The 21917-nt window shown below is 59.2% G+C and carries 22 protein-coding genes and 1 pseudogene; 7 read left to right on the top strand and 16 right to left on the bottom strand.

Annotated elements, in window-relative coordinates; all coding sequences use genetic code 11:
* Positions 1-114 precede the first annotated feature (114 nt).
* Positions 115-327 (bottom strand): hypothetical protein, encoded by a 213-nt coding sequence (locus tag WLY71_RS21815; protein ID WP_347805185.1) that lies wholly within the window; start codon positions 325-327, stop codon positions 115-117.
* Between the two features lie 363 nt (positions 328-690).
* A pseudogene (locus WLY71_RS21810) lies at positions 691-1422 on the bottom strand (DUF899 domain-containing protein); the annotation flags it as partial.
* Positions 1423-1599: 177 nt separating this feature from the next.
* Here WLY71_RS21810 and WLY71_RS21805 point away from each other — a divergent pair.
* Positions 1600-1992: a transcriptional regulator gene (locus tag WLY71_RS21805; RefSeq protein ID WP_347805184.1), complete on the top strand. Its 393-nt coding sequence runs from the start codon at positions 1600-1602 to the stop codon at positions 1990-1992.
* Between the two features lie 125 nt (positions 1993-2117).
* Here the strand turns inward: WLY71_RS21805 and WLY71_RS21800 are convergent, their stop codons facing one another.
* From WLY71_RS21800 to WLY71_RS21790, 3 genes are all read right to left on the bottom strand, one after another.
* On the bottom strand, positions 2118-2987 hold the full coding sequence (locus tag WLY71_RS21800; RefSeq protein WP_347805183.1) for a DUF6279 family lipoprotein: 870 nt from the start codon (positions 2985-2987) through the stop codon (positions 2118-2120).
* Between the two features lie 80 nt (positions 2988-3067).
* The gene (locus WLY71_RS21795; RefSeq protein WP_134422135.1) at positions 3068-3784 is read right to left on the bottom strand and encodes a TorF family putative porin; all 717 of its coding nucleotides are present in this window, start codon (positions 3782-3784) and stop codon (positions 3068-3070) included.
* Between the two features lie 219 nt (positions 3785-4003).
* Positions 4004-4192, bottom strand: coding sequence for a hypothetical protein (locus WLY71_RS21790; RefSeq protein WP_017337097.1), 189 nt, complete (start codon positions 4190-4192; stop codon positions 4004-4006).
* 351 nt (positions 4193-4543) lie between these two features.
* On the opposite strand from WLY71_RS21790, the gene WLY71_RS21785 reads away from it, so the two are divergent.
* Both WLY71_RS21785 and WLY71_RS21780 read left to right on the top strand, forming a co-directional pair.
* Positions 4544-5380, top strand: coding sequence for a CvfB family protein (locus tag WLY71_RS21785; RefSeq protein WP_134422134.1), 837 nt, complete (start codon positions 4544-4546; stop codon positions 5378-5380).
* Between the two features lie 129 nt (positions 5381-5509).
* Positions 5510-6442: a DMT family transporter gene (locus WLY71_RS21780; RefSeq protein WP_046048101.1), complete on the top strand. Its 933-nt coding sequence runs from the start codon at positions 5510-5512 to the stop codon at positions 6440-6442.
* Here the strand turns inward: WLY71_RS21780 and WLY71_RS21775 are convergent.
* Complete coding sequence (locus WLY71_RS21775) at positions 6387-7568, bottom strand: MFS transporter (protein ID WP_134422132.1); 1182 nt, start codon at positions 7566-7568, stop codon at positions 6387-6389. The two genes, WLY71_RS21780 and WLY71_RS21775, sit on opposite strands and share 56 nt — an antisense overlap.
* A 103-nt stretch (positions 7569-7671) precedes the next feature.
* Between WLY71_RS21775 and ptrR the strand changes: the two genes are divergently transcribed.
* Positions 7672-8565, top strand: coding sequence for a putrescine utilization regulator PtrR (gene ptrR, locus WLY71_RS21770; protein WP_056742691.1), 894 nt, complete (start codon positions 7672-7674; stop codon positions 8563-8565).
* A 139-nt stretch (positions 8566-8704) separates the two neighbouring features.
* The gene (locus WLY71_RS21765; protein ID WP_007914492.1) at positions 8705-8833 is read left to right on the top strand and encodes a PA1414 family protein; all 129 of its coding nucleotides are present in this window, start codon (positions 8705-8707) and stop codon (positions 8831-8833) included.
* A 113-nt stretch (positions 8834-8946) separates the two neighbouring features.
* On the opposite strand, the gene WLY71_RS21760 is transcribed toward WLY71_RS21765, so the two are convergent.
* From WLY71_RS21760 to speB, 6 genes are all read right to left on the bottom strand, one after another.
* Entirely contained in the window at positions 8947-9198 is a 252-nt protein-coding gene (locus WLY71_RS21760; protein WP_134422131.1) for an acyl carrier protein, read from the bottom strand.
* A gap of 55 nt (positions 9199-9253) precedes the next feature.
* Entirely contained in the window at positions 9254-9979 is a 726-nt protein-coding gene (locus tag WLY71_RS21755) for an MBL fold metallo-hydrolase (RefSeq protein WP_347805182.1), read from the bottom strand.
* An 85-nt stretch (positions 9980-10064) separates the two neighbouring features.
* Positions 10065-11444 (bottom strand): sodium:solute symporter family protein, encoded by a 1380-nt coding sequence (locus tag WLY71_RS21750; RefSeq protein WP_347805181.1) that lies wholly within the window; start codon positions 11442-11444, stop codon positions 10065-10067.
* 190 nt (positions 11445-11634) lie between these two features.
* Entirely contained in the window at positions 11635-13146 is a 1512-nt protein-coding gene (locus WLY71_RS21745; protein WP_347805180.1) for a purine-cytosine permease family protein, read from the bottom strand.
* A gap of 54 nt (positions 13147-13200) precedes the next feature.
* Positions 13201-13608 (bottom strand): YybH family protein, encoded by a 408-nt coding sequence (locus tag WLY71_RS21740; protein ID WP_347805179.1) that lies wholly within the window; start codon positions 13606-13608, stop codon positions 13201-13203.
* Between the two features lie 9 nt (positions 13609-13617).
* A complete protein-coding gene (gene speB / locus WLY71_RS21735; RefSeq protein ID WP_283190208.1) occupies positions 13618-14568 on the bottom strand; it encodes an agmatinase in 951 nt (316 codons plus the stop codon).
* Between the two features lie 367 nt (positions 14569-14935).
* Between speB and WLY71_RS21730 the strand changes: the two genes are divergently transcribed.
* Both WLY71_RS21730 and WLY71_RS21725 read left to right on the top strand, forming a co-directional pair.
* A complete protein-coding gene (locus tag WLY71_RS21730; RefSeq protein ID WP_007945995.1) occupies positions 14936-15829 on the top strand; it encodes a LysR family transcriptional regulator in 894 nt (297 codons plus the stop codon).
* A gap of 5 nt (positions 15830-15834) precedes the next feature.
* Entirely contained in the window at positions 15835-16431 is a 597-nt protein-coding gene (locus WLY71_RS21725) for a tRNA-uridine aminocarboxypropyltransferase (protein ID WP_347805178.1), read from the top strand.
* Between the two features lie 139 nt (positions 16432-16570).
* On the opposite strand, the gene WLY71_RS21720 is transcribed toward WLY71_RS21725, so the two are convergent.
* The 4 genes from WLY71_RS21720 to WLY71_RS21705 form a co-directional block, all read right to left on the bottom strand.
* Positions 16571-17950 carry an HlyD family type I secretion periplasmic adaptor subunit gene (locus WLY71_RS21720; protein WP_347805177.1) on the bottom strand — a complete coding sequence of 460 codons (1380 nt, stop codon included), beginning with the start codon at positions 17948-17950 and terminating at the stop codon, positions 16571-16573.
* A 9-nt stretch (positions 17951-17959) separates the two neighbouring features.
* A complete protein-coding gene (locus WLY71_RS21715) occupies positions 17960-20119 on the bottom strand; it encodes a type I secretion system permease/ATPase (protein WP_347805176.1) in 2160 nt (719 codons plus the stop codon).
* Positions 20120-20249: 130 nt separating this feature from the next.
* Complete coding sequence (locus WLY71_RS21710; RefSeq protein ID WP_347805175.1) at positions 20250-21608, bottom strand: TolC family outer membrane protein; 1359 nt, start codon at positions 21606-21608, stop codon at positions 20250-20252.
* Between the two features lie 57 nt (positions 21609-21665).
* The coding region (locus WLY71_RS21705) for a hypothetical protein (RefSeq protein ID WP_347805174.1) at positions 21666-21917 on the bottom strand (252 nt) is incomplete at its 5' end.

Raw genomic sequence — 21917 nt, 5'->3', positions numbered from 1 at the left:
ATCAAGCCACAAAAAATGAAGTAGCTACGCCGCGAATGGCCTCCGCGCCAGCATGATTTGATTCCTCCCCACCTCAGACGCCGCCTGTTTGGATAGGTGGGGTTTATGGATCAGTTACAATGGAATGGCCAGCAATTTGGAGAAGTCAGAAAGCACAACCGTGTCGCAACCTATCTCTGCGCGAAAGGCGATGTTCTCTAGCACCTGAGTGACCGTGCGGATGCGGTAATCCGCCATCGCTTGCAGGACGTCAAGTGGCGCTTGGGTATCAATAAGCAGAGAAGCCGGGATCAGGTCGATTCCGGTGAGGGGCATGTATCTATCCATGGTGGAGTCTCTCGTTATTAAAAAGGACTCTCTATGATCAGGTCGCCAAACCCGGTCGCCTTTTGGGCGACGTTTTGACTATAAGGATCAGCCTCCCAGCAGTACAGAGCGCCGGTTCTGAACTTGATGTAGGGGGAATGTCCTGATGCGGTCGGACAGCCTCTAGGCAATTTGCTGATGACTAAACACTGCCAACATCTGTGGGAGTGAGCTTGCTCCGGGCGGCGATCCGACGATAGCGGTGTATCAGTCGATATCAGTTTTGAATGTTTGTCAGTCATCGTCGGATCGCCGCCCGGAGCAAGCTCGCTCCCCCAGTTGATTTGCGGTGTTTGGGGATAGGGTGTTCGGCAGATGCTCTACCCCCCCATGACAGCAGCTGGCTGGGGCCTTGTCGTCATACTTATCGTGAAGCCTTACCCATTCCATGATTTCCTCTTCGTTGCGACCCTTGGGTGTGAGATCGAGGTAGTTGTAAGCCCCAACCAACATGTCCAGACCTCGGGCATAAGTGGAATAGGTGTGGAAAATCTCGCCCGCTTCATTGCGATAAAACACGCTCAGGCCAGGGAGTTCCTCTTCGGCGCCGTCGGATTTTTCGTAGTTGTAGGTGGCTTTTCCGGCCGCTACGTCTTCGGCTCGGGCCGAGACGCCGAAGTCGTAATTGAAGTCGCAACCTTCTGACGATACCCAATCGAATTTCCAGCCCATGCGCCGTTTGAAGGCCTGGAATTCGGCGAACGGTGCGTGGGAAACCGCCACCATGGCAACGTCATGATGGGCCAGGTGTTGGTTGGCGCCGTCGATGTGGTCGGACAGGAACGAGCAGCCGGAGCAGCCTTCGTCCCAGCCTTTGCCAAACATGAAGTGGTAGATGACCAACTGGCTACGGCCGCCGAACAGGTCCGCCAGTTTCAGTTCGCCGTTCGGGCCCTGAAAGTGGTAGTCCTTGTCGATTTTCACCCAGGGCAGGGCGCGGCGTTCGGCGCTGAGCTTGTCTCGTTCTTTGGTGAAGGCTTTTTCGTGGGCCAGGTGTTGCTTGCGGGCGGCGAGCCATTCTTCTCGGGAGACGACGGGATGATTCTGAATGTTCATTGGGATTCTCCTGCAGGGTACTGGGAGGTGACTTACACAGCCTAGTCGTTTGGCCAACGCTCAATTCGACATACCGCCGGTCGGCACAGGCAAAAAAACTCGGCTGAACGGCTACGAGCCGCGCCGGTCACACCCTATGAAGGCCATCTCACTCGCGGGCACTGGAGGTTGATCAGGATGACGACTTATAACTGGGATTTGATTGAACGCTTGCTGCACGAGGTGCAGAACAGCGCCGGCCACAGCTTCACGCCACGGCCCTACGCCGAGCAGTACGCGGCGGAGAAAGCGGCGGAGGGTGAGACGATTGAGAACCTGGATCACCTGAAAGCGGTGGCCGGTGAGTATGAAAAGTTACTGTTGGCGCGCGGTTATATTGAGCCTCGGCCAGAGGATCAAGGTGGCAACGGTTCGAACTACATTTTGACGCCGCGTGGCTCGAGTTTGTTGAGCCTGATCGACAGCAGCATTCCGGGCAATGACCATCCGCGGCAGGTGTTGGATGAGCAGGAAGATGCGCTGGATGAGGTGGCGTTTGATGAGGTGGCGTCGAAGGCGCAGATTGCCTGAAGATCACATCAAGCCCCTGTGGGAGCGAGCTTGCTCGCGATGAGGGAATCACATTCAACATTGATGCTGAATGTTAGGCCGCTATCGCGAGCAAGCTCGCTCCCACATTTTATTTTGTGTTGCGCCTAACCCTTCTGCACCGCCTTCAGACACTTCAAATCATTGAAGTCCTTGCGCACCCCTTCTATTTTCTTCAACAACCGCTGGCGCTGTTCCGGCGTGCTTTCGGCCATCAAGTCCACAAATAGCCCCCGTGCCTGGGCTTCGGTGCTGGCGAAGGCCTGGCGATAAGCGGGCGTCCACAAGCTCTCGCGATTGACCAGAAGCGTCTCGATACGCTGTGGGAATTCTGGACTCTGGCGCTGCGCAACCGCTGCACTGAACTGCTTCTGCCAATGGGCGCGGTTGGCAATCCATTGCGTATTTTGGTCACCCAAACCGTTTGACCACGCGACAACGCGTAGCTGCTGGGTTGCGCTGAGCGGGCCGAGCCAGTCATTCAGGCGTTTTTCCATGCGCTGGCCACGTCCCTTGATCTGTTGATCGAGGGACGGTTTGAGGTAACGCTCCTGGCGTTTCTTCTGGTCCTTGGCGAAGGAGTCGTTCATCTCTGCGACTTGCTTGTCATCCAGCCCCTGTAGCAGCTCAATGGCCGACGGGGTGATTTCCCGGGCGGTCTGGGCGATGGCTTGTTTGGCTTCCTGGACGCGGGTTTGCAGCGCAGCGTCGGTGACCTGGTTGGTCTCGACCATGACCTGCAAGCGATCCAGCCAGTCGAGGTAGCCCGGCAGTTGCGTGGTGCAGTGCCAGCTCAGGTGTTCCTTGAGGCGCTCGTTGAACCAGCCTTTCTGCTCGCCGTTCATGTCCAGGTAGTCGCTGAGCGTCCACGGAATGATCACGTCGAGGTTGCGATAGGCCAGGCCCACGCGGCTGCACGCGCCGAGGGCGAGACTGAGGGTGATAACGATGGCGAGACACTTCAACCAGCGCGACATGGGCGAATCCTTTGCGAAGGCCTGGCTTTTTTAATGGGCTTCTCTATGTGAACGCAGGATGAGCCTCGCAGTTCAGCCGATCAATAAAAGGCGCGTTCGGCCTTGAGGGTGATTAGCCCATCGCATTGGCTGTTGTGCCCGGAATAGGCGGAGCAGCTGTTGCCGCTCAAGCTGGAGTCACTGTAGATCAGGTCCAGATCGACGCCCATGAACGGGCGGGAAAATTGCACTGACCAGTCGGTGAAACTGCCTACATACCCACCGTCGACGGACACCGGTGTGTTGAGCTGGTGAGTGGTGTATTTCATGCTGATCCCGATGCCAAACGGCTGATTGCCGCCAAGGTCGGCGAATACGGTGCTGTTTTGTTTGTCCGGGTCGTTGCTGAACGCTGCGCCGAAACGGCTGCCCAGAAAGGTCAGGCCACCGAAAAGCTCCTGGCTGTCGAGGGTGTCCACTTTCGGATAGCTGTAACGGATCATGCCGACTTCGTACCCGAGGGTATTATCGAAAGGCTGTTTGAAGCCCATGTAGGAGTCGACTTCAAGGTTGGCCCCTGGCGTTAAACCCATGCTCGGTGCCCATTGGCCCACGTAAAAACCGCTGTCGTGGCTCAGGTCGAGACCACCGTGAAACGAGCCGGTGCTGGAAGGTTTGACCAGCCCCTGGGCCATGCTGCGGCTGGGGGTGGTGCCGAGTTTGAGATCGAAGTCGCCCAGTTCACGCTGAAAGATTTGCGCATTGGCGACCGAACACGACAGGAGGGTGCCGAGCAATAAATAGGAGGGTTTGAGCATGCGTCACTCCATGACAGCGAGGTGCAGGCACTAAAAACCTACTGAAACGCTTGATCTAGACGTGTGCAAGCATACCGGCGAATGCTCGGCATCGAGGGCCGTTCGTCGATTTTTGAAATATTGGTTTGTTTGCGGGGGTGTTGCGAGGAGGGTTCCAGTCCAAGCGCTTCGAAGCTCAAAGCGCTTAGGGACCAGGTGACGCGGCGGATCTTGGGGAAGTTACTTCTTGCCCAGGGTGATCTGCTTGGACGGGCCGAACGTCTGGCCGCTGACGCCTTTGGCAATTTGCTGGATCTCTCCGCCGGACTTGAGGAACGCAGCAATCTGGTTGTTGATCGATTCGCTGGTTTCAACGGCTGGAGCTGGCTTTGCTTTGCTGTTGGATGCTTTTACACGCATGGCGGCCATTAACCTATAGAAAATTAACTTGGCCAGGCATCGTACAGGAAATACTTGACAATTGCTTGGTAAATATCCCCCCGAAACACACGGGGCAGATGAAAAATTAATCACAAGTTATTATTCTGAATAGGTCTCTAAGCTGCTGTTTTAACTAAGAACGATCGTGAAAAATTACAGTTTTCCGCTTGGGGGACAGGTGCGAAAATCTCCAGAACGGCCTGACGAGCGGCCAGGCGTGTGCGGTAAAACCCAGGAAAATTAAGCCCTTCAGAGGATTTTCTTGCGCCACCGGGCTGGCCAGCGAACGCGGCCCGCAAAACCGGGTAGAATGCCGCCCACGCAATGAGGGTATTGGAAATGGCTTTAGTCGGGCGCTACAACAGTTTGCAAGTGGTTAAACACACTAACTTCGGTTTATATCTGGACGGTGGTGCGGATGGCGAAATCCTCCTGCCTAATCGTTATATTCCCAAAGATATTCCCAGCGAAGATGAAGACTGGCTCAACGTTTTTATTTATCTGGACAGCGATGACAAACTCATCGCAACTACCGAAAAGCCGAAAGTTCAAGTCGGTGAATTCGCCAGTTTAAAAGTCGTTGAAGTCAACAGCATCGGTATTTTCCTGGATTGGGGCTTGTCGAAGGATCTGTTGCTGCCGTACTCCGAAGAAAAGCGCCAGATGACCGCCGGTGAATATGTCGTGGTGCACGTCTACCTCGACAAGCACACCCGCCGCATCACCGCGACGGCGCGTCTGGACCGCTACCTCGACAAGACCCCGGCCAACTACACCCCTGGCCAGGAAGTTGATTTGCTGGTTGCCGAAGCCACCGATATGGGCTTCAAGGCGATCATCAACAACAAGCATTGGGGTCTGATTCATAAGAACGAAATCTTCAAGTTCATGCGCGCCGGTAAAGAAGAGAAGGGCTTTATCAAAGAAGTCCGTGCCGACGGCAAGATCAGCCTGAGCCTGCAACCGGTCGGCGAAGAAGCCGCCACCAGCCTGAACTCGAAGATTCTCGCCAAGTTGCGCGACAACAATGGCAGCCTGCCGGTCAGCGACAAGAGCGACCCGACGGTGATCAGCAGTATGTTTGGCGTGAGCAAGGGCAACTTCAAAAAGGCCATCGGTGCGTTGTACAAGAACGGCCAGATCGTCATTCATGCCGATCGCATTGAACTGAGCTGACCTCGCGCCCGCCCTCATGTAACGCGATTGCATAGGGTTGGACTGTGATGAAAAAGTCCCGGCTCTGTGTCTGGGCTTTGCTTTTTACTGTCGAGTGACTGCCATGTTTTATGTTGTCGAGGTGTTCCGGTGAGCGCCACCCGGCGCAGCGCCGATGGGTTTGCCCTGCAAGTGATGATTGGGTTGTGCCTGATCTGGGGTGTTCAGCAGGTGATGATCAAGTGGGCGGCGCCAGACATCGCGCCGGTCATGCAGGCCGCCGGGCGCTCGGGTATTTCCGCGTTACTCGTAGGATTGTTGATCTGCTGGAAGGGCGGCTGGGATCAAGTGGGCAACACTTGGCGCGGTGGACTACTGGCTGGCGCGCTATTTGGCCTAGAGTTCTTCTTCATTTCCGAAGGCCTGCAACTGACCACGGCCGCGCACATGTCGGTGTTCCTTTACACCGCGCCGATCTTTACCGCATTAGGCGTTCATTGGCTGTTGCCGAGTGAGCGTTTAAGGCCGGTCCAGTGGCTGGGGATTTTTCTCGCCTTCGTCGGGATCGCTATCGCCTTTGCCGGTGGAGTGTCGTGGGACAACCTCGATCACCGCATGTTGATGGGCGATGCGCTGGGCGTACTGGCCGGCGCGTCATGGGGTGCAACCACGGTGGTGGTGCGCGCTTCGCGCCTGTCGGAAGCGCCGGTGACCCTGACGCTGTTCTATCAATTGATTGTCGGTTTCGTTGGTCTGTTGCTGATCGCGATCCTCAGCGGCCAGGTCACCCACGTCAGCCTCACCACCGTGGCGGTGGCCAGTGTGTTGTTCCAGGGATTGGTGGTGTCGTTCTTCAGTTACCTGACCTGGTTCTGGCTGTTGCGCCGTTATCTGGCGGCGAACCTGGCGGTGTTTTCGTTCATGACGCCGCTGTTCGGCGTCACGTTCGGCGTGGTGCTGCTGGGCGAAGAGCTGAGCTTCAACTTCGTTGTCGGCGCGGTGCTGGTGTTGTTGGGCATCACGTTTGTCAGCGCTGAGCAGTGGGTGCGCCGTCGCTTGCGCAAAGCCCTTGGGCAGAGCTGACCGGACGCAATAACAGACCGCCAGCGACAATCAAACCGCTGCCGGCGAACACCAGCGCGGGCTGTAAACCACCGCTGAAGTGGCTGCTCAACGCCGCCAGCAACGGCCCGCTGAGCTGGCCTACGGCAAAGCATGCCGTCAGCAGTCCGGCGTTGCGCTGGGTGGCGTGGGGCGCCAGCTCCCGGGAACGTTGCATCACCAGCTGCATGCAGGCCAGGAACGGCGTGCCGCAAAGGATCACGCCCAAGGCCAGGCCCGGGCCGCTGCCCAACAAGCAGGCGAAGACCCCGGCGGCTTGCAGCCATAACGTCGCCATCAGCCAATAACGAGTGCCATGCGGGTGCTGTCGACGCAGACTTACCAGCACCACCCCGATGGCCGAAGCAAGACCGAAGCAAGGCCAGAACAGATCGGCCTGCCATTGGCCATGGAACTGCGCATTGGCCATTTGCGAGAGGAAAGTGGCCGGAATGATGTAGCCCAAACCGTACAGCCCATAGACCACGCCTAAACGGCCGATGCCATGATTGCCCGAGCCAGCGACGCTGGGTGCGGCGGCCACGGTCGTGGCCGGTTGCGGCAGGAACGGCAGAATCCCTAGTAGCATCGCCAGCCCGACGCCGGCATACACCAGCCACAAGGCTGCAGAAGTCTGCCCCAGCAGGTTCGATCCCAAGGCCAACAAGCCCGTCAGAAAAATCCCCAAACCCGGTCCGGCAAATACCAGGGCGCCAAGTCGTGGGCGACCGGCCGCCGCGGCCAACGGCTGACTCAACGCGGTGATCATCACCAGCACCCAGGCGCTGGCCACGCCGGTGCCGAACCGCAGCACCAGATGGGACCAAAACCCGTTGGCCCAGAACGAGGCCAACGTCAGCAATACACAGAGCCACAAACCGCCCAGCAAGCGCCGGCGGACTTGCTCGGGGCGGCGAGAGAACATCGCGTCCACCGCACCGACGAAGTAGCCGAGGTAGTTGGCCGCGGCAATCAGACCGGCGGCGGTCAGGTCAATCTGGCCTTCACTGAGCAGGTGCGGCAACTGAGGCGTGAGGGCGAAACGCCCGATGCCCATGGCCATCATCAGGGCGATGAAACTGGCGAGTAAGCGAATCAGAGGGGACATGGTCTGAATTCCAGCAGAGGATCAATGACCGTCAGGCTAGGACTGATTGACTTTCTTTTAAAATGAATAATAGTGAGTAACTTGTTCTGATTTGGAGAATGGCGTGGAATTCAGCCAATTGCGGATTTTCCAGGCGGTAGCGGAGGAGGGTTCCATCACCCGCGCTGCCGAACGCCTGCACCGGGTGCCGTCGAACCTGTCGACCCGGCTTAAACAGCTGGAAGAGCAACTCGGCGTAGAACTGTTCGTGCGTGAACGTCAGCGTTTGCAGTTGTCGCCTGCAGGAAAAGTCTTGCTGGACTACACCGCCAAGCTGTTCAATCTGCGCGACGAAGCTCAAGCGGCGGTGCAGGGCGGGCAACCGGCCGGAGACTTCGTGCTCGGCACGATGTACAGCACAGCGGCGATTCATCTGCCGGGGTTGCTGGCGCGTTATCACCGCACTTACCCGGCGGTGAACCTGCAAGTGCAGTCCGGGCCAAGCGGCGAATTGCTTGAAGGTTTGCTCACCGGGCGTCTCGATGCGGCGTTGGTGGACGGTCCGCTGGAGCTGGCCGGTCTGGACGGCGTGCCGTTGTGCGACGAACGGCTGGTGCTGATCAGCGAGGCCGATCACCCGCCGATCCTCAGCGCACTGGATGTGGAAGGGCGGTCAGTGTTTACGTTTCGGCAAGGTTGTTCCTACCGCATGCGGCTGGAAGCCTGGTTCTCCCATTACCACGCGGCCATGGGCCGGGCGATGGAAATCGAGTCTTATCCGGGGATGCTTGCCTGCGTGATCGCCGGCTCTGGCGTGGCGCTGATGTCGGAGTCGATGCTCGCCAGCCTGCCGGGTCGCGAAAGCGTGGCGGTACATCCGTTGGCCGAGCCATTTGCCAGTGCCACCACGTGGCTGATGTGGCGCAAAGGCATGGTCGGGGCGAATTTGAACGCGTGGCTTGAGCAGCAACAATTGGTCTATCCGTCGGCGCCGAGTCAGGCTCGGGCGATGGCTTGAACTATCGGTCAGGTATTTTGATCAATTCAGTAACAGATCATTGCGACTTTGGGCGAGCATTACGTAGGACTTCGGACTATTATCAGTGCGAAGTGGCTACAGAATTTTGGCCACTCGGCACTACCCTGAAGGGGGCACCATGAAAGAGAAAATCCAAAACTGGCTGCACGACCTGGGTGTTGCACTCGGTTTGATCGAACCGCCTCTGCAACCTGTGCCTATTCGCACTGACGACGAACAACGCCGACGCCAGCAGCGCCGCCGGTAACGCGTCAAGGCCTAAAAGATCGCAGCCTTCGGCAGCTCCTACAGGGAGTAGCGCCAATGCTGCGATTGCCCGTGTACCTGTACCGCGTTCGGACGATCTTGGCGGTCTACAGGTCAATGCCGCCCAATCTCGATCAAAAACCGGCTCAAGTCATTCGCCGTCCTGGCGGTCTTGAGCATCTGATCTTCCTCCGCCGTAAACGCTGTTAAACCCAGCTCATCTTCCAGATGGAAGATCAGCTCTTCGATATCTTCTTTATCCAATCCCAATTGCGCGAGGCTCGCGTTGTCGTCGAAGTCATCCTGACCCTCCAGCAGGCGGCGGATGAAACGATGCACGGCAGCACGAACGGCAGCTCTTTTCATGGGGGTTCTTCGAGGGCGTTATTGTTGTTGTCCCTGGGGCTGAGTACAGCAGGCTTCAGGCGTGCAAGCGCTGCCACTCGTCAATCATTGTGCGCAAATGTTCCCCGGAAAAACTCCCGAAATGCCCGCCATGCACCGTGCGGATCGGCAACTCGCGCAAACGCTGCAGGCTGCGGGCGTAGTCGTCGAGGTTGGAGTGGTAGGCGTCTTCGATCAGTGGCCCGTCATAGATGATGTCGCCGCTGAACAGGGTTTCGGTCGCCGCTTCGTAAAGGCTGATGCCGCCCGGTGAATGCCCCGGCGTATGCAGCACTTGCAGCGTGCGGTTGCCCAGATCCAGTACGTCGCCTTCTTCAATGAGGCCGGTGGCTGGAGCAGCTTTGACCCGATACTCGGCGTAGCACAACGGGCAACCCGGGTGCGCCTCGAACATCTCGTCGCCGACAAACGCCGTGCTCAGTGTGTTCTCGCCGTCCGGTGACGCGAGGATCTGCGCTTCAGCCGGATGCACCAGCCGTTCCGGGAATTCGTGATGGCCGGCGATGTGGTCGAAATGGCAATGACTGGCCACGGCTACCAGCGGCCGTTCGGTGATCCACGGCAGTTGCTCGCGCAGGCTGACCAGCCCGGAACCGCTGTCGAGCAGCAAGTCCTTGTCGCGACCCTGAATGTGCCAGAGATTGCAGCGATAGAAGGGGCGGATGTAAGGCTCGTGAATCAATCGGATACCGTCACTGAGCTGTTTCACCTCGAACCACTGATCACGGCTGACGATCTTCATAAACGATTTTCTCCAGACGAAAAAAAACGGGTGTGGCAACCGACGCCACACCCGTCGAAGAAAGCATCAAGTCGTTATGTTCAGCTTAGGCGGCGCTGGCCACCACTGCAGGGCGACGGGACAGCAAGCTGACCACCACGAAACTCACCAGACCTACGCCGAGGCTGTAGTAGATCGGGGTGTTGGCGTCCATACCGTCCTTGATCATGAACACCAGCGCGGTGGCAAAGCCCAGGCCCATGCTGGCGATAGCGCCGGCGGTGGTTGCGCGTTTCCAGAAGATCGCACCGACCAGCGGGATCAGCATGCCACCCACCAACAGGTTGTACGCCAGGGTCAGCGCGCTGATCACGTCGTTGACCACCAGCGCGATGCCGAGTACCACGATGCCGGTCAGCAGGGTGAACAGGCGGTTGATACCCAGGCTCGATTGTTTACCGCCACGCAGTTTCGGCAGCAGGTCTTCGGTCAGGGTGGTGGCGGCGGCGAGCAGGCCGGCGCTGGCGGTGGACATCATGGCCGCCAGGGCAGCCGCAATCACCAGGCCACGGATACCGTCCGGCAGGGACAGTTTGACGATGGCGGCGAAGGCGTTGTTGACGTTGTCCAGGTCCGGGATCAGCACATGAGCGGCCATGCCGATCAGGGCGCAGGCCAGTCCGTAAAGGATGCAGTAGAAGCCTGCGAATGTACCGGCGACCTGAGCCACTTTGGCGCTCTTGACGGTGAACACACGCTGCCAGATGTCTTGGCCGATCAGGATCCCGAAGAAGTAGATCATGAAGTAGGTGATGATGGTGTCCCAGCCAATCGTGGTGAAGCTGAAGGCGGTTGCCGGCAGTTTCAACACCAACTCATCCCAACCACCGACGCGGTACAGGCAGATTGGCAACAGGATGAACATCAGGCCCACGGTCTTGATGACGAACTGGACGATGTCGGTCAGGGTCAGGGACCACATGCCGCCGATCGCCGAATAAATCACCACCACGCCACCGCCGACCAATACCGACAGCCAGAACGGCAGGTCGAACAGCACTTGCAGCACCGTGCCAATGGCCAGGATCGAGACCACGCCGATCATCAGCGCATACGCCAGCATGATCACCGCGCTCGCGGAGCGGGCCATCGGGTTGTAGCGTTTTTCCAGGACCTGGGTGACGGTGTAGATTTTCAGCTTCAGCAGCGGTTTGGCGAGGAACAGGTTCAGCGCCACGATCCCGCAACCCAGTGCGGCGCACAGCCAGAAACCTGAGATGCCATGGACGTAGCCCAGGCGCACGGTGCCGACGGTGGACGCACCGCCCAGAACGGTGGCGGCCATGGTGCCCATATACAGGCTCGGGCCGAGGTTACGACCGGCGACCAAAAAGTCTTCGTTGGTCTTGGCCTTGCGCATGCCGTAGTAGCCGAGTATCAGCATCGCGGCGGCGTAGATGAGTACGACGAATAAATCCAATGCCATGTTGGCGTGTCTCCGATTGTCTTTTTTATGGTGAGGCGAAAATCAATCCCTGGGGGGAGCATTAATCTCTATGGGAGCGTGGCTTGCCCGCGATGGGGGCGCCGCGGTCTGTCAGGCAGACCGCGTCATCGTTCATCGCGGGCAAGCCCGCTCCCACAGGAAATGCGTTGACCACAGGTAATGCGTTCAATCAGGCGACTTGTCGCACTGCCGGTTTAGCGAGCGAATCCGTGCCCTTGCTGCGTGGATCGTTTGGACCGAACACCGCGGCCGATTCCGGGAACAGGCTCAACAGCGCCAGGTACACCAGCGACGCCAGGCCAAGGGTGACCGGCAAGCTGATGTCGATGCCGCCGGCCAATTCACCGAGCGGACCAACGAACTGCCCAGACAGGTTCACAAAGCACAAGCCCACCGCAGCGCTCGGGATCCAGGCCCCCAGCCCACGCCAGTTCCAGCCATGCGTGAACCAATAGCGGCCACCTTTCTCGCCGCGGGTGAACACTTGCAGGTCATCCGGGCAGTAGAAGCCGCGACGCACCAGCAGGCCGATGATCATGATCACCATCCACGGTGTGGTGCAGGTGATGATCAGCACGGCGAAGGTCGACACGCTCTGCACCAGATTCGCTGCAAAGCGGCCGATGAAGATGAAGGCAATCGACATCACTCCGATCAGCAGCGTGGCCTTGACCCGCGACAGTACCCGTGGGAACACGCTGGACATGTCCAGCCCAGTGCCATAGAGCGAGGTGGTGCCGGTGGACATGCCGCCGATCACCGCAATCAGGCACACCGGCAGGAAGAACCAGCTCGGCGAGACGGCCAGCAGGCCGCCGACGTAGTTGTTGGCGGCGATGTAGTCCGGCGCCTTGATCGCTACGATGGTGGCGGTGGCGAGGCCGAAGAGGAAGGGAATCAAGGTTGCGATTTGTGCTGCGATCACCGCCAGCATGATTCGGCCTTTCGGGGTTTCGCGCGGGATGTAGCGCGACCAGTCACCGAGGAACGCGCCGAAGGAAATCGGGTTGCTCATGGCCACCAGCGCGGCGCCGATGAACGCTGCCCAGAAACCGGCCTGACCCATGGCTACGGTGCCGGCGAACTGGCTGTCGAAGGTCGGGGCGAAGGCGAAGATGCCGAGCAGGAACAGCAGGCTGGCGGCCCACACCGCGATGCGATTGACCCACAGCATGAAGCGAAAGCCGTAGATGCACACCGTCAGCACCAGGATCGCGAACAACCCATAGGCCAGGCCCAGCGTCAGGTCGGTTTCCGGAAGGCCGATCAGGCGTTTGGCACCACCCACCAATGCATCACCCGAGCTCCAGACGGAGAGCGAGAAGAATGCGATAGCGGTCAGAAGCGACAGGAAGGAGCCGACGATCCGCCCGTGCACGCCGAAGTGCGCACCAGAGGAAACGGCGTTGTTGGTGCCGTTGAGCGGGCCGAACAGACCCATCGGCGCAAGGATCAGCGCACCGAGCAACACGCCCAGCACAATCGCCCAGACCCCGGCCTGGAACGACAGGCCGAACAGCACGGGAAAACTGCCGAGCACTGCTGTGGCGAAGGTATTGGCGCCGCCGAAGATCAAGCGAAACAGGTCGCTGGGTTTGGCGTCGCGCTCATGATCCGGGATCTGTTCGACCCCGTTTGTTTCAATGCTGCTAAGGCTTTTTTCTTTGTTGTTGTTATTCATGATCTGCTCCGATCATAAAGGCGCGCTCATCGTGTGTGAGCGTCACCTGTTTGGCTAAGGGGTTGGCAGCCCTTCCGGCATCGCGGACAAATGTTCGTGGCAGGCCAGCCATAGGCCTTGTTGTTGTCGGCGAAACACAATCGTCTCGCGCTCCTGGCTGAAGTGTTGCTCCCCTTGCATGCGCAGCTCGGTGGCCACGTCATGGATGAAAATCGCCACGTCACCCTGCAGGCTGACGAAGGCGTTGCTTGAGGTGCACGAGAGCACCTCGAAGCCATCCTCGGCTCGCCAGGTGTCCCACAACGCCTGATAGGCATCGCGCGACAGCAGGGGCTGCTCGAGGGTGTAGAACACGAAGCTCGCGTCGGCGCTGAACGCACCGAAGTAGGCTTCGCGATCATTACGGGCAAAGGCTGTTACCAGATCGGCAGCGGCCTTGAGTACCTGATCACGTTCGTTCATGACCGATCCTCAGCGGTGGACCACGCCAGGCAGTACGCAGAGCATTTCGTACAGCAGGTTGGCGGCCAGCAGCGAGGTGTTGCCGGTGGTGTCGTAAGCGGGCGAGACTTCTACCAGATCGCAGCCGACCAGGTCGAGGCCCTGGCAGCCGCGAACGATTTCAATCGCCTGAATGGTCGTCAGACCACCGATTTCCGGGGTGCCGGTACCTGGCGCCCAGGCTGGGTCGATGCCGTCGATGTCGAAACTCAGGTACACCGGACCGCCGCCGACTTTCTCGCGAACTTCGGCCATCAGCGGTGCCAGGGATTTGTGCCAGCACTCTTCGGCCTGGACCACACGGAAGCCCTGGTTGCGGCTCCAGTTGAAGTCGTCAGCGGTGTAGCCCTGAGCGCGCAGGCCGATTTGCACCACGCGGTCCGGATCCAGAAGGCCTTCTTCGACAGCGCGACGGAAGGTGGTGCCGTGAGCGATTTTCTCGCCGAACATGTGATCGTTCACATCGGCGTGAGCGTCGATGTGCACCAGGCCGACCTTGCCGTGCTTCTTATGGATCGCACGCAGGATTGGCAGGGTGATGGTGTGGTCGCCGCCTAGGGTCAGGGGGATCACATTGTGTTCGAGGATTTTGTGGTAGGACTCTTCGATGATCCGTACGGCGTCCAGCAGGTTGAACGTGTTGATCGCCACGTCACCGATGTCGGCAACCGACAGCGAGTCGAACGGTGCAGCGCCGGTAGCCATGTTGTACGGGCGGATCATCACCGATTCAGCGCGGATTTCGCGAGGCCCGAAACGGGTGCCGGGGCGCAGGGAAGTACCGATGTCCAGAGGGACGCCAACGAAGGCAGCATCCAGACCGGCAGCGGTTGGCAAATGGGGGAGTCGCATCATGGTGGCGATGCCGCCGAAGCGCGGCATTTCATTGCCGCCCAGTGGTTGGTGAAGAATCTTGTCCACGGGTAGGGCCTCATCGTCGTTGTTTTATTTATGTCGGTTGACCGGTCGGGGGGACACGGGCACCGCTGTGGGGCGATTCTGCGAAATGTAGTGGCCGGGAAGAATCGCTACGGGCAAATACTTAGTTCAGATTTTTCTAAACTAATGGCTCGGGCGGCGATAGACTTGAAGCCACGCGCAGATCCTTGGTGCCTGTCATTCAAGGTGAGAACACATGCAACCCCTGTGGGAGCGAGCTTGCTCGCGATAGCGGTGGGCCAGTCAACATCGAGGTTGACTGTCAGCCCCTCATCGCGAGCAAGCTCGCTCCCACAGTGGTCTGTGTTTCTCAAAAGTAATGCGCGTTTCGTTGCAATTGGAGAGCCCCATGGCCAACGCTTTACCCGACCTGAAACTTTTGCGCATCTTCGTCAGCGTGGTTCGCCATCAGGGGTTTGCCAACGCCCAGCAAGAGCTCAACCTCTCGACCTCGGCCATCAGCACTTACATGAGCCAGCTCGAAGCAGCCCTCGGCCTGGTCCTCTGCCATCGCGGCCGGGGTGGTTTCAGCCTGACCAGCAAAGGCGAACTGTTCCACCAGGAAACCCTGCGTCTGCTCGGCGAACTCGAAGGCTTCGAACAATACGCCGCGGCGCTCAAGGGCGAACTGCGCGGCACCTTGAACCTCGGCGTCATCGACTCCACCGTCAGCGACAAGGCCTTGCCGTTCGCCGAAGCCATTGGCGCTTACAGTCAGGAACACCCGGCCGTGCATTTGCATTTGTCGGTCATGAGCCCTTACGAACTGCAACTCGGCGTGCAGGATAACCGTCTCGACCTGGCCATCGGCGCGTTCTCCACGCGCATGAGCGGTCTGGTCTACATGCCGCTCTACCGCGAGCAACACTGGTTGTATTGCAGCAGCCGTCATCCGCTGTTCACCGAGCGGCGCATCCCTGAACAAGTGATCACCCAGCAGCGCATGGTCGGCCGTGGTTACTGGAGCCAGGCGGAACTGGCGCGTCACGGTTTCAAGCACAGCGCGGCGACAGTGGAAAGTATGGAGGCGCAGCTGATTCTAGTGCTGTCGGGCGCCTACATCGGTTACCTGCCGGAGCACTACGCGCAGGCTTGGGCGGATAAGGGCGATTTGCGAGTGCTACTGCCGGCGACTTTCGGCTATCAGGCGCCGTTCTCGATGATCGTGCGTCGTGGCCGCAGCCGCGAGCCGCTGATCCAGACCTTTCGCGACCTGCTCAAAGCGCAACTGAATCAGGCTTGAAAACTATGTCCAGAATCCAATGTCCGCGCTGCCTGCGTCCGCAAACCCATTGCCTGTGCCCGCTGATTCCGAGCCTCGACAGCCGCACCCGAGTGCTGTTGTTGCAGCATCCCAGCGAAGTCAACCATGCGCTGAACACCGCACGGTTGGCGGCGTTGGGGTTGAAGAATGCCGAGCTGATGGTTGGCGAGGTGTTCGAGGATTTGCCGGCATTGTTGAATCAGCCGGGTTATCAGGCGCGGCTGCTGTTTCCCGCCGATGATGCGCAGCCGTTGCAGGCTTACACGGCAAATGATCAGCCGCTATTGCTGGTCGTCCCGGACGGCACCTGGCGCAAGGCGCGCAAGATGCTGCACCTCAACCCGCTGCTGGCGGCGCTGCCGAGGGTGACGTTGGCGCAGGGCGGGGTGTCGAGATATCGATTGCGCAAGGCACCGGGGCCGGGCGCGTTGTCGACGGTGGAGGCGATTGTTCAGGCGTTGCAAACACTTGAATCACCGACCACTTTCGAGCCGTTGCTACGACCGTTTGAAGCGTTGATCGAGGGGCAGATTGCGGCGATGGGGGAGGAGACCTTTCGGCGCAATCATGGGCAGAAATGATCATTGCCTGTGCGGGCCTCATCGCGAGCAAGCTCGCTCCCACAGTTGACCGAGTTCTTCCAGAAGAAATGCGATCCACTGTGGGAGCTAGCTTGCTCGCGATATAGGTAGTCCAATCACAGAAAATCCGGGCCAGAGACTAACGTTCGCGCATCGCCTCGGTCCGGGCTTTAAGCACCGGTTTGAGCAAGTAATCCAGCACGCTTTTCTCCCCGGTAATGATGTCCACCGTCGCCACCATCCCCGGAATGATCAGCAACGGTTTCACATCCCCGCCCAAGTGATTCTTATCAGTCCGCACCTGAATCAGGTAGAAGCTGTTGCCCTTGTCATCCGTAATCGTGTCCGCGCCAATCAACTCCAGCTTCGCACTCAGCCCCCCATAAATCGTGTAGTCGTAAGCACTGAACTTGACCATCGCTTTCTGCCCCGGATGCAGAAACGCCACGTCCTGCGGGCGGACCTTGGCTTCGATCAGCAAGTTGTCTTCAATGGGCACGATTTCCACCATGTCGCTGCCCGGCTGGACCACGCCGCCGATGGTGTTGACCTTAAGTACTTTGATAATCCCGTGAACCGGCGACACCACCGTGGTGCGGGTTACGCGGTCATCGATAGCAATGCTCGATGCCGTAATTTTCGACAGGTCGGTGCGTTTTTCATTCAGCTCTTTCGCCGCGTCGGAGCGGAAGGATTGTTCGGACTCATCAATCTTGCTTTTGATCTCGTTGATCGCCGATTCCGCACGAGGAATCGCCAGGGTCGTGGCGTTCAATGAACCGCGAATCTCCACCGCGCTGCGTTTGAGGCGCAAAATTTCCACCGGCGAAACCGCCCCGGAGCCCACCAGCGGGGCGGACATGTTCATTTCTTGCTGCAGCAGCGCCAGGCTTGAACTGTATTGGCCCTGTTTGGAGCGGAACTCTGCCAGTTCCTGGGTTTTTTGCCGAAGCTGCTCACTCAAGGTGCGCTGTTCGCTGGCCAGTCGACGTTGCCGTTGTTCGTGCAGCGAGCGCTCGTCTTCGGCCACTTGCGGCGCCTTGGCGATCACTTCCGGGGACAACTTGAACGGCCGGCCTTCCGCTTCGGCCGACAGTCGTTCGACCTGCGCGGTCAGCGCATAACGATCCGCCTCGCTTTCGCCCTTGTTCGACAGGAATCGAGTGTCATCGAGGCGCAGCAGGGTGTCGCCCTTGTTCACCATTTGCCCTTCGCGCACGAAAATCTCAGTGACGATGCCGCCTTCCAGGTTCTGGATCACTTGGACTTTGCTCGACGGAATCGCCTTGCCTTCGCCCATGGTCACTTCCTGCAGCACCGCAAACTTGGCCCAGACCACCGCGGTGATAATCAGCGCAGCCGCCAGCCACACAGTGATCCGCGACCAGCGTGGGGAATCCTGCAACGAGGCGCCCGCGGTTTCCGGCATGAATTCGCTTTCGGCGCTTTTGCTGAAACTGCCGAAGTAGCCGCGCGGCTTCGAATTGGAGAGCGGGGTGTCGGATGATGAACGGGCCATGGCTAGCTCCTAGACAGCCGCAGAGCCGACACGGCCCTTGCGCAGTGCATCGATGACCACTTCTTTCGGACCGTCGGCGACGATCCGCCCGTTGTCCAGCACCACCAGCCGATCCACCAGGCTGAGCATCGAGGTGCGGTGGGTCACCAGCAGCAGGGTTTTGCCCTGGACCCAGCGGTGGAGTTTTTGCCGCAGAACGTCTTCGCTGCTGTTGTCCATGGCGCTGGTGGGTTCGTCGAGCAACATGATCGGCGGATCCAACAACAACGCGCGGGCCAGCAACACCGCCTGACGTTGACCGCCGGACAGGAGTTGTCCGCGTTCACCCACTGGCCGGTCGAAGCCTTGGGGATGCTGACGCGCCAGCTCGGTGACGCCGGTCAGTTCGGCGACTTCTAGCATCCGTGAATCGCTGATGTAGCGTGCGCCGAGGGTCAGGTTGTCGCGCAGGCTGCCGGCCAACAGCGGCAGGTCATGGGCGACATAACCGATTTGCTGGCGCAGGTCGGCGACGTCCAGTTGCCGCAAGTCCAGGCCATCGAGCAGCAGCTGGCCTTCTTCCGGTGCATAGAAACCCATCACCAGCCGCGCCAACGTACTTTTACCCGAGCCGCTGCGGCCGATGATGCCGATCCGCTCGCCGGGTTTCACGCTGAAGCTGATGTTGGCCAAGGCCGGAGCGTTCTGGCCGTTGTAGTGGAACGTCACACTGCTGACGTCCAGCGCGCCTTGCAGTTGCGTGCGTTCCAGCGGCCGTTGTTTGGCGTCGCGTTCCTGCGGCAAGGACATCAGCGCATCGGTGCTTTTCATGGTCAGTTGCGCTTGCTGGTAGCGGGTGATCAAACCGGCAATTTGCCCCAGCGGCGCGAGCACCCGGCTGCCGAGCATGTAGGTCGCTACCAGCGCACCGACGCTGAGGTTGCCGGCAATGATGCTGTAGACGCCGGCGACGATGGTCGCCATGCCGGAGAATTGCTGGATGAACAGCGTGCCGTTGGTGGCCAGTGCCGAGAGGTTGCGCGCATGGCTGTCGAGGCGAGTGAGGGCGCCGTGGGTGCTTTCCCATTTGTGCTGGCGTTCGCTTTCGGCGCTGCAGGCCTTGAGGGTTTCCAGACCGCCGAGGGTTTCGATCAGCAGCGCCTGGCGTTCGGCGCCCAGGGTCAGGCTTTTTTGCACGGTGTCGCGCAGGCGCACCTGGATCACCATTGCGAAGATGATCGTGATCGGAAACGCCAGTAACGGAATCACCACCAGCCAGCCGCCGAGCAGGCCGATCACCACCAGCATCAGCACGGCAAAGGGCAGGTCGATCAGGCTGGTGAGGGTCACGGCGGTGAGGAATTCCCGCAGGCTCTGGAAGTCGTGAATGCTTTGGGCAAAACCACCAATGGTCGCCGGCCGTGCTTTCATCGCCATGCCGGTAATGCGTTCGAACAACGTGGCCGAAAGGATCACATCGGTTTTCTTCCCGGCGGAGTCCAGCAAGTGCGCGCGAACCACCCGCAGCGCCAGTTCGAAACCGGTGCCGATCAGCAAGCCGATGGACAGCACCCACAACGTCGACGTGGCCTGGTTCGGCACCACCCGGTCGTAGGTCTGCATCACGAACAGCGGCACCATCAGCCCCAGCAGGTTGATCAGAAAACTCGCCAGAATCGCATCGCTGTACAGCCACTTCGACAGCTTCAAAGTGTCGCGAAACCACGCTTCAACCCGCGGCACCAGCGGCGAGCGCAAGTCTTCGAGTTCATGCCGCGGCCGCGCGAACAAGGCTTGGCCGCTGTAATTCTCGGCCAGCTCGTCCGTGCTGACCCATTGTTCACCGCCGTCGGCTTCGCTCGGCAAAATCAGCAACTGCCCGTCATCGCCGAAGCGTCGTAGAACGGCCGTACGGCCGTTGTTGAGGATCAGCATCACTGGCAGGTTGAGGGCGGAAATGTCCGCCAGTTCACGGCGCAGCAATCGCGCCTGCAAACTGGCCCGGGCCGCTGCGCGAGGTAGCAGGTCCAGGCTCAAACGTTGTTTGTTCAGGGGGAGCCCGGCACTCAGGCTGGCGCGACTGACAGTCGCGCCATGGAGTTTGCAGAGGATCAGCAGACCGTCCAGAAGTGGGTCATCGAAGCTCAGGCGCGGATCGACACTGATGTTGCCGGGTTCCATGCTGGTCACATTGATCGCTCCCGTTGGCATAGGTATCTACACATCTCCCTGTAGGAGCTGCCGCAGGCTGCGATCTTTTGATCTTGTTTTTTCAGGATCTAGATCAAAAGATCGCAGCCTGCGGCAGCTCCTACAGGGGTTACTTCAGTTCGGGCAAACGGGCTTCGTTTTTTACTTCCGTGGAGGCGATCGCATCGGCGGGCAACACCACCCGTTGTTTGCTCAGCAACTGCCCCATGTTCGCCAGCACGCGGTACATCGAGAACTCCTCGGTGTAGCGCACTTCGGTGTAGCGGCGGTTGGCGTTGTAGAGCTCGTTTTCACTGTCCAGCAGGTCGAGCAGGGTGCGTTGGCCCAGACCGAACTGGTCCTGATACGCCACGCGCACGCGTCGGCTGGTATCCGCGTATTCGAGGGCGGTCGGGGTTTGTTTCTTGGCATTGACCATGGCGTTCCAGGCCAGGTGAATGTTCTCGTTGAGTTGGCGCAGGGCATTGTTGCGGATGTCCATCGCCTGGTTGATCTGGTGCGCATTGGAGGCCAGGCGAGCCTTGTCACTGCCACCGCGGAACAGGTTGTAGTTCATCACCACGCCGACTCGCCATTCGTTGTCGTGGCCTTCATCGCCCTGCACGTTGTTGTTCGCACCCACGGCGGCTTCGGCGTCGAAGCGAGGGTAGAACGGCGACTTGGCAACTTCGTACTGGCTCTCGGCCGATTGCACATCGGCCTGGGCGGATTTCAGGTACGGGTTGTTTTCCAGCATGCTTTGCTGGGCTTCCTGCAGGGTGGCGGGCAGTTCGCCGCGGGTCGAGGGCGGGGCTTCGAGTTCATCGGGCAGGCGCCCCACGACGGCGTAGAAGTTCGACTCGGCATCCGCCAGATCGACTTCAGCGGTATCGAGGTTGTTTTGTGCCAGTGCCCGGCGAGCGACGGACTGGTCGGAGTCGGCGGTGCTGCCGATACCACGCTGGGTGCGCAGACCGATCTGATCGTTGACCCGCATGTGAGCTTGCAGATTGTTCGTGGCCAAGGTCACCAGTTCGCGGCGCTTGAGCACTTCGAGGTAGACCTCGATGGTGCGCAGGGCCAGATCCTGAGCGGTGCCCTGAGCGTAATAGGCCCGGGAATTGACCACGCCTTTGGTGCGCTGGACTTCGTTGGAGGTGTTGAAACCATCGAAGAGCATCTGCCGCAGACGCAATTCCGATTGGGTGTAGGTCAGGATTTCGGTGTGGTGATTACCGAATGCCCGGGTGCTGGTGTTATCGCTGTACCCGCGCCCGTAGGCGGCATTCAGATCAACCGATGGATAAAATCCTCCCTTGGCGACTTTCACTTGCTCATCGGCCGAGAGGCGGCTGTCTACACGCGACGCCAGCTCCGGGTGGGTTGCGATGGTGCTCTGGATTGCCTCCGTCAATGACATGGCTTGAGCCTGAGAAGTGCAGGCCATGGCCAGTAGAATTGCGCTGCAGAGGGGGGTTAATACGCGCATGGGTGCCTCTCCCTGATTCCTAATGGTGCTTATTAGTCGCCAAATATTTGACGGCATTTATAGTGAAAACCGTTTCATGCTTGTAACAACAGAGCTAAGAACATTCTGGGGAAAAACATAGAAGAATTTTTCATAATGCTTATGCCAAAAAAAACTTATGCGCTCCGCAAAATCCAGCACATTGTTCACTCCGAAAGCCCTTGATTTATGAGCGTTAGGGCGCTCTGCAGGGCTTGAGGAAAGTTCCAAATCACATATCGACATAGGGCGGGGAAGTGCTGGAGGGGAGGGAAGCGGACGGTTTTTAGG

Source organism: Pseudomonas rossensis (assembly GCF_039888995.1).
GTDB classification, from domain to species: domain Bacteria; phylum Pseudomonadota; class Gammaproteobacteria; order Pseudomonadales; family Pseudomonadaceae; genus Aquipseudomonas; species Aquipseudomonas rossensis.
This window is presented reverse-complemented; position numbering and strand designations above follow the sequence as displayed.

Bases quoted from the DNA above. Each gene is read 5' to 3' on its own strand.
- WLY71_RS21815 (WP_347805185.1), bottom strand. From the start codon at position 327: ATGGATAGATACATGCCCCTCACCGGAATCGACCTGATCCCGGCTTCT.
- WLY71_RS21805 (WP_347805184.1), top strand. From the start codon at position 1,600: ATGACGACTTATAACTGGGATTTGATTGAACGCTTGCTGCACGAGGTG.
- WLY71_RS21800 (WP_347805183.1), bottom strand. From the start codon at position 2,987: ATGTCGCGCTGGTTGAAGTGTCTCGCCATCGTTATCACCCTCAGTCTC.
- WLY71_RS21795 (WP_134422135.1), bottom strand. From the start codon at position 3,784: ATGCTCAAACCCTCCTATTTATTGCTCGGCACCCTCCTGTCGTGTTCG.
- WLY71_RS21790 (WP_017337097.1), bottom strand. From the start codon at position 4,192: ATGGCCGCCATGCGTGTAAAAGCATCCAACAGCAAAGCAAAGCCAGCT.
- WLY71_RS21785 (WP_134422134.1), top strand. From the start codon at position 4,544: ATGGCTTTAGTCGGGCGCTACAACAGTTTGCAAGTGGTTAAACACACT.
- WLY71_RS21775 (WP_134422132.1), bottom strand. From the start codon at position 7,568: ATGTCCCCTCTGATTCGCTTACTCGCCAGTTTCATCGCCCTGATGATG.
- WLY71_RS21765 (WP_007914492.1), top strand. From the start codon at position 8,705: ATGAAAGAGAAAATCCAAAACTGGCTGCACGACCTGGGTGTTGCACTC.
- WLY71_RS21760 (WP_134422131.1), bottom strand. From the start codon at position 9,198: ATGAAAAGAGCTGCCGTTCGTGCTGCCGTGCATCGTTTCATCCGCCGC.
- WLY71_RS21755 (WP_347805182.1), bottom strand. From the start codon at position 9,979: ATGAAGATCGTCAGCCGTGATCAGTGGTTCGAGGTGAAACAGCTCAGT.
- WLY71_RS21750 (WP_347805181.1), bottom strand. From the start codon at position 11,444: ATGGCATTGGATTTATTCGTCGTACTCATCTACGCCGCCGCGATGCTG.
- WLY71_RS21745 (WP_347805180.1), bottom strand. From the start codon at position 13,146: ATGAATAACAACAACAAAGAAAAAAGCCTTAGCAGCATTGAAACAAAC.
- WLY71_RS21740 (WP_347805179.1), bottom strand. From the start codon at position 13,608: ATGAACGAACGTGATCAGGTACTCAAGGCCGCTGCCGATCTGGTAACA.
- WLY71_RS21730 (WP_007945995.1), top strand. From the start codon at position 14,936: ATGGCCAACGCTTTACCCGACCTGAAACTTTTGCGCATCTTCGTCAGC.
- WLY71_RS21725 (WP_347805178.1), top strand. From the start codon at position 15,835: ATGTCCAGAATCCAATGTCCGCGCTGCCTGCGTCCGCAAACCCATTGC.
- WLY71_RS21720 (WP_347805177.1), bottom strand. From the start codon at position 17,950: ATGGCCCGTTCATCATCCGACACCCCGCTCTCCAATTCGAAGCCGCGC.
- WLY71_RS21710 (WP_347805175.1), bottom strand. From the start codon at position 21,608: ATGCGCGTATTAACCCCCCTCTGCAGCGCAATTCTACTGGCCATGGCC.